The following is a 12517-nucleotide window of genomic DNA, read 5'->3' on the forward strand; positions in this document are numbered from 1 at the left end:
CCGACCGGCGCCGTGACGACGAAATGAAGGACCCGCTTCACACGACCGGCACAAGCGCCCCACAGACTTCCCTTCACATACCCGGGGGTGTCGTGCAACCTTTCTCCGGGGCCGGCCGGTCCTGCCGGGTGTGACGACAGTGACGGGCACCGACGCCGGGGCGAGCCGCCCCCTCGCCGTGCCGACGACAGGGGGACGAGCCGTGGACCGCGAGTCCTTCGACGACTTCGTGGCGACGCGTTCGACCCGACTGTTGCGGACGGCATACCTGCTCACCCACGACCGGGCCCTGGCCGAGGACCTCGTGCAGACCTCGCTCGCCAAGGCATGGTTCTCCTGGGGCCGCATCGAGGGCCGGCCCGAGGCGTACGTGCGCCGCATCATGGTCAACACGTACTCGAGCTGGTGGCGGCGCCGGTGGAACGGCGAGGAGGCGACCGCCGACCTCCCGGAACGGGGTGCGGGCCAGGGTTTCCGGCCAGGTGAGGACGTGCGCGTCGACGACCGCACGGACCTGTGGCGGGCGCTGGCGCGACTCCCCAGACGTCAGCGCGCCGTCGTCGTGCTGCGCTTCTACGAGGACCTCTCCGAGGCCGAGACCGCCGACATCATGCAGTGCTCGGTGGGCACCGTGAAGAGCCAGGCGAGCCGGGCACTGGCCAAGCTCCGCGTCGACCCCAGCCTGCAGACCTCAGACGAGGAGCGAGTCCGATGAACCTCACCGACCTGCGTGACGAGCTGACCACCCACGCCGACGACCTCGGCACGGCCACCGACCTGCGGCCCGGCGTCGCCGCGAAGGTGGCCCGGACGAAGCGCCGCCGAGCCGTGGCCGTCGGTGCCGGCGCGAGCCTCGCGGTCGCCGCGCTCGCGGTCGGCGTCGTCACGAGCCTCGGCCGCCCGGCCCCCACCGTTCCGGCCGGCACGCCGTCCAGCGCGGCCCCGATGATCGGCGCCGACGGCATGCCGTTCCGTTCCGTCCCCGACGGCCCCGGCGACATCGTCAAGGACGGCCTGCGCTATCGCAGCCACGTCGCTGACGACACCCTCGCCGCAGGCTTCATCGGCGACCGGGGCCAGGGCCAGTTCACGCTCGTCTGGACGCCGACGACGACCCACGTGTCCTTCGGTGCGGAGTGCTACCTGCCCGGCCTGACCCACGACGAGGCCGGGAAGTACATGGTCTCCGTGGGCCTGGAGGGCACCAAGGGCTTCTTCGGCAGCCAGTGCTCCGGGAACCGACCGACCGAGCGCGACCTGCCCGGCGGCGGCATCCCGGGCGAGCCGGGACAGGGGTGGACGGAGCTGACCGTGGGGCAGGCCGCCCGCGTCCGCATCCAGCTCGTCGACGCGAAGACCGGCAAGCCGGCCTCTGTCGACGGCGCGCAGCTGACCGGCGCCGTCTACGAGCTCGGCGCCAGGACGACGGTCAAGGACCTGTCCGGCAAGCCCGTGGCGGACCTCCCCGACGTCCTCGAGCACCAGGGCCATCGCTACCGGCTGGAGGGCCGCGTCTCGATCGCGGACGCGACGACGCGTGACGAGCTCGTGGTCCCGACACCCGGCGGTCGGCCGTTCCTCGTCACCTACGGGTACGCCGGCACCGACAGCGGGTCCGGGGGCACGGAGCACCTCGACGGCCTGGCCGCGACGAGCACCGACGTCTCGGGAGGCCTGACGACGGCCGAGCAGCCGGCGCGGACGGAGAGCACCGTGACCCTGAGGCACGACGGCGCGGTCCCGGCGTCGGGGGTCCGGCTCGTGGCGGTCTACGCCCTGCAGCCCTGACGCCGACGCCCCGGGTCGGCACTGCGCAGCGCGATGCGTCGGCGTGATGTATCGCAGCGATATATCTAGGTGTACGGTGGAGGCGTGCCGAAGTCCGAACGACCCCAGAGCCGCCGCGCCGCGCTGCTCGAGTTCGCGGTCCTCGGCCTGCTCCATGACGGACCGTTGCACGGCTACGAGCTGCGCAAGCGCCTCACCACCGCGCTCGGCATCTTCCGTGCGCTGTCCTACGGCTCGCTCTACCCGGCGTTGCGCCACCTCGTCGACTCCGGCTGGATCCACGAGACCACCGAGGCGGCGACCGGCAGCAGCAAGCGGCCCCGCATCACCTACGAGCTGACCGCCGACGGCAAGGAGCACTTCCAGGACCTCGTCGCGGCCAGCGGCCCGGACGCCTGGGACGACGAGGACTTCGACGTCCGCTTCGCCTTCTTCTCGCGCACCGAGGCGCAGGTCCGCCTGCGCATCCTCGAGGGCCGGCGCTCCCGCCTCGAAGAGCGCCTGGCCAACATCCGCGACGCCTCCCAGGCCCGCCGCGAGCGCATGGACAGCTACACCCTCGCCCTCCAGCAGCACGGTGAGGAGCGCGCCGAGCGCGAGGTCCGCTGGCTCGAGGAGCTCATCGTCGCCGAACGCCGCGCAGCCCTCGACCCGGGCCCCGCGGCATACGACGACCACACCACAGACATCTCCACCCCCCAGAGCACGACCACCAACAACAAGGAGTGATCCATGGGATCCGTACGCGTCGCCATCGTCGGCGTCGGCAACTGCGCGAGCTCGCTCGTGCAGGGCGTCGAGTACTACAAGGACGCTGACGCCACCACCGGCGTCCCCGGCCTCATGCACGTCAAGTTCGGCGAGTACCACGTCTCTGACGTCGAGTTCGTCGCCGCGTTCGACGTCGACGACAAGAAGGTCGGCAAGGACCTGTCCGAGGCCATCAACGCCTCGGAGAACAACACCATCAAGATCGCCGACGTCCCCACCACGGGTGTCGAGGTCCAGCGCGGCCACACGCTCGACGGCCTCGGCAAGTACTACAAGCTGACGATCGACGAGTCGGGCGCCGAGCCGGTCGACGTCGTGCAGGTGCTCCAGGACCGCAAGGTCGACGTCCTCGTCTCCTACCTCCCGGTGGGCTCCGAGCAGGCCGACAAGTTCTACGCCCAGTGCGCCATCGACGCGAAGGTCGCCTTCGTCAACGCCCTGCCGGTCTTCATCGCCTCTGACCCCGAGTGGGCCGCGAAGTTCGAGGCCGCCGGCGTCCCGATCATCGGTGACGACATCAAGAGCCAGGTCGGCGCGACGATCACGCACCGCGTCATGGCCAAGCTCTTCGAGGACCGCGGTGTCGCGCTCGACCGGACGTACCAGCTCAACGTCGGCGGCAACATGGACTTCAAGAACATGCTCGAGCGCGAGCGCCTCGAGTCCAAGAAGGTCTCCAAGACCCAGGCCGTGACGAGCAACCTCACCGGTTCGCTCTCGGGTCTCGTCGACAGCAAGAACGTCCACATCGGCCCGTCCGACTACGTCGCGTGGCTCGACGACCGCAAGTGGGCCTACGTGCGCCTCGAGGGTCGCGCCTTCGGTGACGTGCCGCTGAACCTCGAGTACAAGCTCGAGGTCTGGGACTCCCCCAACTCGGCCGGCATCATCATCGACGCCATCCGTGCGGCGAAGATCGCCAAGGACCGTGGCATCGGCGGCGCCCTGCTGTCCGCCTCGTCCTACCTGATGAAGTCCCCGCCGGAGCAGCGTCCCGACGACCTCGGTCGCGCCAAGCTCGAGGCCTTCATCGCGGGCACCGAGGAGCGCTGACCCCAGCGCCCAGCTGCTCCGGAGCCGGGGCAGGGTGGCGAGCGCGAGCTCGCGAGCGTCCCCCACCCACCGATCCGGAGTATGCCGTGAGGCCCCCTTCCAGCCGGAAGGGGGCCTCACGCATGCCGGCGTCCGCCCGCGGCAGGGTTACTCGAGGGCGGAGCCCGTCGTCGTGCCCGACGGGGCCTCGACGAGGCAGAGGACGGACCGGTCCCCGCGCCACGTGTCCGCGTCGGGGTAGATGTAGGACGGTTCCAGGTCGCTGTAGGCGCTGTCGGTCAGCAACGGGTCGGCCTTGTCGGTGCAGCCCTTCTCGGACTCGGCCGTGACCTTGGCCTCGCCCGGGTAGGGGCCGTCGGACAGCTCGATGACGGCGACCACCTGGCTCTCGTGCGGTGACGAGCAGGGGATCGCGGTGACGAGGTCGATCTGGTCCTTGCGGCCACCGGAGAAGCAGTCGCCGGCCTTGAGCTTGTCGACGAAGACCTGCGACCGGCCTGTCGCCGCCGCGGACGGGGTGGCCTGCGTCTCGGGCTCGCCGGCGACGACGGCGAACGCGATCACGGCGGCCCAGGCGAGCGTGCCCAGGGCGCCGAGGACGATGCCGGCGATCGCGAGGCCACGACCGCGCTGGTGACCGCTCCGCAGCCGGCCCAAGGCCACGACCCCGAACACGACGGCGAGCACCCCCACGAGCGGAACGAAGGCGGCGAGCCCACAGCAGAGGGCGGCGATCGCGAGACCGTCGAGGCGCCCGGGCTGCCCGGGGCCGGTGAGAGCTGGCGGGGGCATGAGCGGGAGGGGCGCGAGCGGCCCCGGTGGCACGGCACTGCTCGGCTCGGCAGGAGCCGGCGGCGCGGGCAGCTCCAGCGGCGGGCCGCTCGGAGAGGGGAGTTCGGTGGTCACGCCGTGGAGCATGACAGCCGGTCCTTTCCTCCCGGGAGCCAAAGAGACGTCCGCGACGCAATCGTGATGGACCGCCGCCTTGCGCGCGGACGGCGCCCGCCGACGAGAGGTGACCGGACTCCGACTACTCGCCGGGCAGCGGGTCCTCGTCCACTGCGACGACGGTGATGGTGGCGGGCGCATCAGGCTGGAGGGGCTGTGGCACGACGTCGACCCCGAGCCGGGCCCCGACCACGTCGCTCACCCAGACCGCCGGCCCTGGCCTGCGCGGCCGCATCGGTCGCCACGGGTGGCCGGTGCGCTCGAGGCCGCCACCGAGCATGTCGAAGGCCGCCTGCGGCGGCACGTCGAGGTTCAGTCGGGACCGCACGGCCGAGACGACGTCGTCGGCCAGGGCGGTGTACTCGCGGTCGTCGATCCTCCGGGTGCGCAGGTCGTCCCAGACCAGCCACGCGCACAGGGCGAGGAAGACCCAGAACCCGATGTTTCCGATGGTGGTGCTCTTCACCATGCCGACGACACCCAGCACGAGCATCAGCGCCAACCCGCCCCACAACGTCAGCCGGTGGCGCCGCTCGCGGCCCGGGTCCAACCGCGCGAGGTCGGGGACGTGGACCTCGACCGTCCCGAGCACCCGCCCCCTGGGCTGCGGGCGGTGCGCCGCAGGCCGCAGCGCCGTCGCGGACGTGACGCCGTTGCCGATCGGCGCTCCCTCGATGGTCAGCTCCGAGCCGATCCCCAGGTCGACGCCGTCGACCTGGTCGGCGCGGGTGACGGACAGGAACACCTGGGCGGCGTCCGCGTGCGGCTCATGGTCGGTCTGCACCCAGAAGATGATCCCGCGGTCGTCGTCCAGCACGGTCGGCTCCGGGCGGCTTGCGACGATGCCGTAGAAGGACTGGGGGGCGGTCACGTTCGGCTCCTGCTGGGTCGAGGCATGGGGGGCTCAGCCACCCCGCGCGTGAGCATGACAGGTGATCTCCCGGCCCGTGACCGAATCGGACAAAGTGGGTGAACCGGCCAGGCCACCGACGGCGACTCCACCGGACTCCAGCTCGGCGACACGGCGCCGGCGCGCGTCAGCCGGCCGACGGCATACGCGACGAGGCGTCGTGCCCGGGGCGACCCTCGGGACTCTCGGCGCCCGCGTCAGCGCCGTCTTCCCCGGCTGCGCGGTGTCGGCGCACCTGCCAGACGACGAGTGCCGCCACGACGACGAGCCCGACGACGACTGCTGCGCCCCGACCGAGCCACGTCTCGACCCGGGCATAGGACTGGCCGGCGAGATAGCCGGCGGTGACCACGACGCTCCCCCACGCGATGCCGCCCGCGGCGTTCCAGACGAGGAAGGTCGGGTAGTGCATCTTCGACATCCCGGCGAGCGCCGGCATGACGGCGCGCAGGAACGCGGTCCAGCGGCCGAGGAAGACCGCGGAGCCGCCGCGCCGGCCGAGGAAGTCCTGCGCCTGGTCGATGCGCTGCCGGTGTCGGTCGAAGGCTCGCAGCCGCACGACCCGGCCGCCGAGGTGGCGCCCGACCTCGAAGCCGACGGTGTCCCCCACGATGGCGGCCACCACGACCACGACGAGGACTGCAGCGACGGGCACGTGCCCCAGCGATGCCGCGACCCCACCCAGGATGGCGACGGTCTCCCCGGGCACGATGAAACCGACGAAGAGCGCGTCCTCCACGAAGACGACGGCGCCGACGACGAGGAGCACGAGCCAGACCGGTGCATGCAGGACCTGGGCGGTGATGGTGTCGAGCAGGGCGCTCACGGCGGCTCCTCGGGACGGCGACGGTGCTGCCCAGTCTTCGTCGGCAGTCTGGACGTCGGCTGAGTGCGCGTCACAACATTTGGACACCCATAACGCGATGCATGGTCTTGTGGCAACAATGAGTCGCAGACCGGGGCGCGCCGTGCGCCCGACCGCGAGAGGACGAGCCAATGGCAACACCGCGACTGGGCGAGATCGCCCCCGACTTCGAGGCCACGACCACCGAGGGCCCGATCCGCTTCCACGACTGGAAGGACGCCAGCTGGGCCGTCCTCTTCAGCCACCCGGCGGACTTCACGCCCGTCTGCACGACCGAGCTCGGCCGCGTGGCCGCCCTCGAGGACGAGTGGGCCCGGCGCGACGTCAAGGTGCTCGCCGTGTCGGTCGACCCGATCGAGCAGCACGAGGAGTGGAAGACCGACATCGAGGAGGTCAGCGGCGCCACGGTCGGCTACCCGATCATCGCCGACGACTCCCGCCAGGTCTCCGAGCTCTACGACATGATCCACCCCGGAGAGGGCGACACGTCCGGCGTCCGCTCGGTCTTCGTCATCGACCCGGCGAACAAGGTCCGCCTGTCGCTGACCTACCCCAAGAGCGTCGGGCGCAACTTCGACGAGATCCTGCGCGCCGTCGACGCCCTGCAGCTCACCGACCGGGGTCCGTTCTCGACGCCGGCGGACTGGCGCGAGGGCCAGAAGGTCATCGTCGCCCCCACGGTCTCCACCGCCGATGCCCGCGAGCGCTTCGGTGACGACGCCGTCGAGGAGGTCAAGCCGTACCTGCGGTACACGACCGCCACGGTCTGACCCCGACGGTCTGACCCCGACAGCGTGAGTCGATGGTGGCCTGAGTCGGTGGCCTGAGTCACGCCTGCAGGGGAGGCGTGACCCGGTCAGGGATTGCGGTTGCGGCGCAGCGGGTTCAGCGCGTCGAGGTCGTGGCCCACGGCCTCCGCGACGAGACGGCGAAGGGCCTCGACGGCGCTCTCGCCGGTCGTGGTGGCCCGGCCGGCCGCGAGCCCCGCGACGGTCGGTGCCGCGAAGGAGGTGCCGCTCCAGGCTGCCACCCCGTCGGTGAACTCCGCCGTCTCACCCACTCGCGGGGGCTCCTCGTAGGTGTAGGGGCCCTTCGGGAAGGCACTGACGACGTTCGTGCCCTGCGTGTAGACGTCGACCCAGCTGCCGTAGTTGGAGTAGCCGGCCCGCGACCCGTCCTCGTCGAGCGCACCGACGGCCGTCACCCACGGGAACGCCGCGGGCCAGAACGGTCCCCGGTCGCCGTCGTTGCCGGCTGCGGCGACGAATGCCGTGCCGGCCAGCTGCCGGGCATACAGCGCATGGAACAGCTCGAACGACAGCAGCGGCCGGTCGCCTCGTGTCCGCGTCCCGGCGGACAGGTTGATGACGTCGGGCGCCTGGTCGAGAGCGCGCACGAGTCCCCACACGACATCGCTCTCGAGCGCGGCCCCTCCGATGGAGAGCACCGACTCGATGCGCACGTCAGCCGACGGCGCGAACCGCCGCACCACCCCGGCCACGAAGGTCCCGTGACCCGAGTAGTGCCCCACGAGCGAACGGGGCGGTTCCGGCTCACCGGTGACACCCTGCAACAGGTCGTGGTCGGCGATGACGTCGTCGAGGGCGCCCGTGTCGACGACGACGACGAGCGCCCCGCGGCCGCTGGCCGCCTCGTCCGTCGACACGACGGTGAGCTGGTCCGCGAGCCGAGGCACCGGCTCCATCGCCATGCACCACGTGACGGGGCTGACGTGGAGCACGTGGTCGGGGCTCGCAGCGCCGAACCCGACGCGCCGGTCGACGACCTCGAGGGTCCGGTGCACGTCCCAGTGGTCGGGGACGCGGACCTCCTCCAGCCCCGCCGGCAGCGGCCTCGAGGGCGGCACCCGGTCATCGGGGTCGAGGTCCAGCTCCCGGCGCACCCGAGGGGCGTGCTCGGACCGGGCGAGCAGGACGCCACGGCGGTGCATGAAAGCGGGCTGCCCGTCCTCGCCGTTGACGATGTCGACGGCCACGCCCGCCCTGTCGAAGGCGTCCCGGATCAGCTCGGCCTGCCGCGCAGCCCGGGAGGACGCCACCTCCTGGTCCCACGGATCCCACCAGCGCACGCCCGGGGCCTCGTCCGGCTCGGCCTCGGCGGGGACCGGGTTCGAGGTCCTACCATCGTCCTCAGGTGTGTTCATGAGGTTCCTTCGCTCGGGTGAAGAGGGGTGCGATGAGCGCCTTCCGACCAGCAGACGAGACGGTGCCGACCGCAGATACACCCCCGCCCCCGCACGGTGTCGACGACCTCCTCGCTCTCGCAATATCCCAGCCTGCTCTCGCCCTGACAACGGCTCACCGCCTGCTTGCGGACGGCCCCGACGACCGCGCCCGCTCGCTGGCCCACCACGCCATCGCCATCGTCGAGCGCGACCGGGGTCGCACGGCCGAGGCACTGACCCATGCCCGACTCGCCGTCCGCCCGGCCCGACGTGCCGGCCCCGACCGTGAGGCCGAGGTGCGCGCCACGCTGGGCACGACCCTCGCCTTCACCGGCGCCACCACCCGGGGCCTCGCCGAGCTCAACCGCGCCCTCGCCCTCACTCACGGCGACGCCCGCCATCGCGTGCTGCACCTGCGCGGCTGCACCTACTGGCTACTCGGCCGTTACGACGACGCCGTCGGCGACCTGTCCCGTGCCATCACGCTGAGCCGGCGAGCCGGCGACCGGCTCTGGGAGGGAAGGGCGCTCGGCACGAGGGGGGACGTACGCCGGGCCATGGGCGATGCCGAACGGTCAGCCGCCGACTACGCCGCGGCGGAGCGCGTGCACCTGTCGATGGGAGCGCTCGTCGAGGCGACCCTGTCGGCCCGCAACCGCGCCATCGTGGCCCTTCAGCGTGGCGACGTCGTCGAGGCCCTCGCCCTCATGGACCAGGCCGAGGAGCGATACCGCGACGCCGGCGTGGACCCGGTCGAGCAGCGGGTCGACCACGCCGAGGCCCTCCTCGCCGCGCGGCTGGCCGACGAGGCGCAGGCCCTCATCGACGACGTGCTCGCCCGGTCCGACCTCGCGCCGGTGTGGCGCGCCGACCTGCTCCTGTCCTCGGCGCGAGCCGCGCTGCTGCGGGAGGAGTGGACGCTCGCCGCGGAGCGGGCGCGCGAGGCCGAGCACCTCTTCGCGGCACACCGACGCCGGCGGTGGGCCGCGCGGTCGGCACTGCTCGCCCTCGAGGCAGCCTTCGCCGCCGAGCGCGGCACGTCGCAGAGCCCGACGTCGTCCAGCGACGTGCCCGTGCCGACCGTGGGCCACGAGGTCGAGTCGCCGGCCCGGGCCGACGACCTCGACGCCATCCACACGCAGGCCGCTCGTCTCGTGGCCCGGCTGCGCCGGCTGTCCGACCCGTCGCTGCCCGAGGCGCTCATCCTCCTCGCGCAGGTCGCGGCGAGGACCGGGCACCACCGGACCAGCCGACAGGCTCTGTCCGAGGCCGCGTCCCGCCGGTCGCGGGGCGCACCCCTGCCCCGAGCCGCCGGCTGGCTCGCGGAGGCGCTGCTCGCGCAGCGGCAGGGTGACCGGCGCCGGATGCGCCACGCCTGCCGTCGCGGCCTCGACGCCGTCGACGAGCACCGGTCCCTCATCGGGGACCTCGAGCTGCGAGCCCTCGCCACCGGCTACGGCCTCGAGCTCGTCACGCTCGCCGCCTCGGACGCGGTCAGCAGCCACGACGCCCGCGGCCTGCTCTGGTGGACCGAACGCTGGCGAGCCACCTCCCTCGCCGGCGCCGCGGCACCCACCCCCGACGACCCCGCCCTCGACCGGGACCTGGCGGCCCTGCGCGATGTCACCCGCCGCCTCGACGATGCCGGCCACGACCGCCACCTCGAACGCGAACGCCATCGGCTCGAGGGAGCCGTCCGGGCGCGGTACCGGAGGTTGCGGAGCACCGGCCCGGCCAGTCCCGCCCCTGATCTCGATGCCCTCGTCACCGAGCTCGGCGACACTGTCCTCGTCGCCCTGTCGCTCGTGGAGGGGCGGTTGCACGCTGTGACGGTGGCCGACGGCGGGATCCGTCTGCGCACGCTCGGCGACATCGGGACCATCCTGCGCGAGGTGGCCCACGCCCGCTTCACGCTGCGCAGGGCCGCCTACGGGCGCGACGTCGACCTGACCCGGGCCGGCGAGCACCTCCAGGCCGCTCTGCTCGGTCCGGAGGAGGCGCTGGACCCGGACTGGTCACGACCGTCGGTGCTCGTCGTGCCGGCGGCGAGCCTGCTGACGGTCCCGTTCGGACTGCTCCCGGTCCTCGCCGACTCCGCGGTGACGCTGTCACCCTCGACGAGCCTGTGGCGGCGGGCCCACATCCCGACGACGGCCGAGGGTGCCGACCGCGCAGCAGCGGGCGCCACCGGCCACGTCGCCCTCGTCACGGGTCCGGGCCTCAGCACCGAGCAGCGCGAGGCCGCCGAGCTGCGACGTCTCCATCCCGACGCGGTCGTCCTGGGCGGCGCCGACGCGACGGTCGAGCGCGTGCTGTCGGCCCTGGACGGCGCGAGCCTCGCGCACATCGCGGCACACGGCACCTTCCGCGCCGACGCGCCGCTCTTCTCGACGCTGATGCTCGCCGACGGCCCGCTCATGGTCCACGACCTCGACCGCCTGTCCACGGCCCCCCGGGCGGTGGTCCTGTCCGCGTGCGACTCCGGCGGGGTGCACCCGATCGGTGCCGACGAGGCCCTGGGCCTGGTCTCGAGCCTGCTCCGCCTCGGCACCCGGTCGGCCGTCGCGAGCGTGGACCCGGTCAACGACGCCGCGACGAAGGAGGTCATGACGCACCTCCACGCGACCGCCGCCGGTGGCGGCTCCCTGGCGGAGGGGCTGCTCGCCGCGCGACGGGCCGCGACCGGCGACCCCGTCGTGGCCGCGACAGCGGCGGCCTTCAACGCCTGGGGCGCCTGACCGGTCCGTCGGCCGCGGGCAGGCCGCCCGACGGGAGGCACCTCAGGACGAGGTCTCGAACCACGGGGTCGCGACGGTCCGGTCCTCGCCACGCCCCAGTGTCAGGCGCATGAGCGCGACGGGCACCCGCGACACCTCGAAGCGGCCGTCGCCGTCAGGCTCGCTCGTGAACGTCGCCGACGGCGTCTCGAGCGTCACCGAGACCACGGCACCCTCCCTGTCGGTGACGACGCCGACCACCTCGGCGAAGCCGGCGCGCACCGTCACCTCCACGTCGAGGGTGACCGAGTCGAGCTCGAAGAAGTGCAGATGACTGGTCGCCGAGCCGCGCACGGCCGCCAGACCCGCTTCGCTGCCACCCTCGGCCCCGGGCGCGGTCAGCATCGTCATGAGGTCGACACCGGGTCGGTGGAGGCGGAACAACGCCCGGCCACTCTCGAGCAGGTCGCCGGGGAGGGGATCGACGACCTCGACCACCCGACGCAGCCGCGCGAGCAGGGCGGCGTCCTCCGGGGGCAGCGCGTCCGTGCTCGGCCCACCGGGCTCGGGGTCGCCGGGGCGGTCAGTCCCGCTCATGGTGCACCCCCCCGTTCGGAAGTCGTAGTCGGACCCGGCGAGCAGGCGGCGGAGCCGTTCGAGGCAGCGCATCCGGTTCGGGCCGATCGAGCCGACGGGCATGCCGAGTGACGCAGAGACCGCCGAGTAGCTCGGCCGGTCGACGGCCATGAGGACCCGCAGCAGCCGCTGGCACGACTCCGAGAGCCGGTTGAAGCACTGCCACAGGCTGGCGTCGCGCTCGTCGTCGAGCAGGGCGGTGTCCAGTTCGACCGTCTCGGGATCGACCACCTGCTCGGCCAGGTCGTCGTCGCGCACGACCCGCTCACGTCCACGCCGGCGCAGCATCGAGAGGGACTCGTAGCGGGCCGTGGTCTGCAGCCAGCCGGCCAGGGCCTCGGGCTCTCGGATCCGGTCCAGGTGGTCGAGCAGCCTGAGCCACGTGTTCTGCACGACGTCGGCGGCGTCGTCCGTGTCGAGGCGATGCGCCCGGGCCACCGACCAGAGCAGGGTGGCGAAGCGCTCGACGATCCGGTTCCAGGCGGCGGCGTCGCCGTCTGCGGCTGCCCGCAGCAGCATGGTGAGCTCTCCTGGCTCGCCCATGTGCCATCCCTTCTGCGGCGCGGGGATCTCGTCATCACCTCGTCAGGACGCTCGAGGGTGGCTCGCAGATACACCTGTGCCCTGAGGCGTCGCAATCGATT

At 72.7% G+C, this 12517-nt stretch carries 11 protein-coding genes; 6 read left to right on the forward strand and 5 right to left on the reverse strand.

The window, feature by feature from the left end; translation table 11 throughout:
• The first annotated feature begins 130 nt into the window (after nt 1-130).
• The 4 genes from ABD831_RS05180 to ABD831_RS05195 all read left to right on the forward strand — a co-directional run bounded on the left by ABD831_RS05180 (nt 131) and on the right by ABD831_RS05195 (nt 3612).
• A complete protein-coding gene (locus tag ABD831_RS05180) occupies nt 131-715 on the forward strand; it encodes a SigE family RNA polymerase sigma factor (RefSeq protein ID WP_344942513.1) in 585 nt (194 codons plus the stop codon).
• Complete coding sequence (locus ABD831_RS05185; protein WP_344942516.1) at nt 712-1788, forward strand: hypothetical protein; 1077 nt, start codon at nt 712-714, stop codon at nt 1786-1788. Before ABD831_RS05180 ends, ABD831_RS05185 begins: the two co-directional genes overlap by 4 nt.
• A gap of 84 nt (nt 1789-1872) precedes the next feature.
• A complete protein-coding gene (locus ABD831_RS05190) occupies nt 1873-2517 on the forward strand; it encodes a PadR family transcriptional regulator (protein WP_344942519.1) in 645 nt (214 codons plus the stop codon).
• 3 nt (nt 2518-2520) lie between these two features.
• Nucleotides 2521-3612: an inositol-3-phosphate synthase gene (locus ABD831_RS05195; RefSeq protein ID WP_344942522.1), complete on the forward strand. Its 1092-nt coding sequence runs from the start codon at nt 2521-2523 to the stop codon at nt 3610-3612.
• A 147-nt stretch (nt 3613-3759) separates the two neighbouring features.
• Here ABD831_RS05195 and ABD831_RS05200 read toward each other — a convergent pair whose 3' ends face one another.
• The 3 genes from ABD831_RS05200 to ABD831_RS05210 form a co-directional block, all read right to left on the reverse strand.
• A complete protein-coding gene (locus ABD831_RS05200; protein WP_344942525.1) occupies nt 3760-4518 on the reverse strand; it encodes a DUF4190 domain-containing protein in 759 nt (252 codons plus the stop codon).
• Between the two features lie 124 nt (nt 4519-4642).
• Nucleotides 4643-5431 carry a hypothetical protein gene (locus ABD831_RS05205; RefSeq protein ID WP_344942528.1) on the reverse strand — a complete coding sequence of 263 codons (789 nt, stop codon included), beginning with the start codon at nt 5429-5431 and terminating at the stop codon, nt 4643-4645.
• 166 nt (nt 5432-5597) lie between these two features.
• A complete protein-coding gene (locus tag ABD831_RS05210) occupies nt 5598-6296 on the reverse strand; it encodes a DedA family protein (RefSeq protein ID WP_344942531.1) in 699 nt (232 codons plus the stop codon).
• A 170-nt stretch (nt 6297-6466) separates the two neighbouring features.
• Between ABD831_RS05210 and ABD831_RS05215 the strand changes: the two genes are divergently transcribed.
• Nucleotides 6467-7105 carry a peroxiredoxin gene (locus ABD831_RS05215; protein WP_344942534.1) on the forward strand — a complete coding sequence of 213 codons (639 nt, stop codon included), beginning with the start codon at nt 6467-6469 and terminating at the stop codon, nt 7103-7105.
• A gap of 86 nt (nt 7106-7191) precedes the next feature.
• Here the strand turns inward: ABD831_RS05215 and ABD831_RS05220 are convergent, their stop codons facing one another.
• Nucleotides 7192-8499: a S8 family peptidase gene (locus tag ABD831_RS05220; protein ID WP_344942537.1), complete on the reverse strand. Its 1308-nt coding sequence runs from the start codon at nt 8497-8499 to the stop codon at nt 7192-7194.
• A 32-nt stretch (nt 8500-8531) separates the two neighbouring features.
• Between ABD831_RS05220 and ABD831_RS05225 the strand changes: the two genes are divergently transcribed.
• Complete coding sequence (locus ABD831_RS05225) at nt 8532-11258, forward strand: CHAT domain-containing protein (protein ID WP_344942540.1); 2727 nt, start codon at nt 8532-8534, stop codon at nt 11256-11258.
• Between the two features lie 42 nt (nt 11259-11300).
• Here the strand turns inward: ABD831_RS05225 and ABD831_RS05230 are convergent, their stop codons facing one another.
• A complete protein-coding gene (locus ABD831_RS05230) occupies nt 11301-12416 on the reverse strand; it encodes an RNA polymerase sigma factor (RefSeq protein WP_344942543.1) in 1116 nt (371 codons plus the stop codon).
• Nucleotides 12417-12517 lie beyond the last annotated feature (101 nt).

Source organism: Terrabacter ginsenosidimutans (assembly GCF_039539425.1).
GTDB classification, from domain to species: Bacteria; Actinomycetota; Actinomycetes; order Actinomycetales; family Dermatophilaceae; genus Terrabacter; species Terrabacter ginsenosidimutans.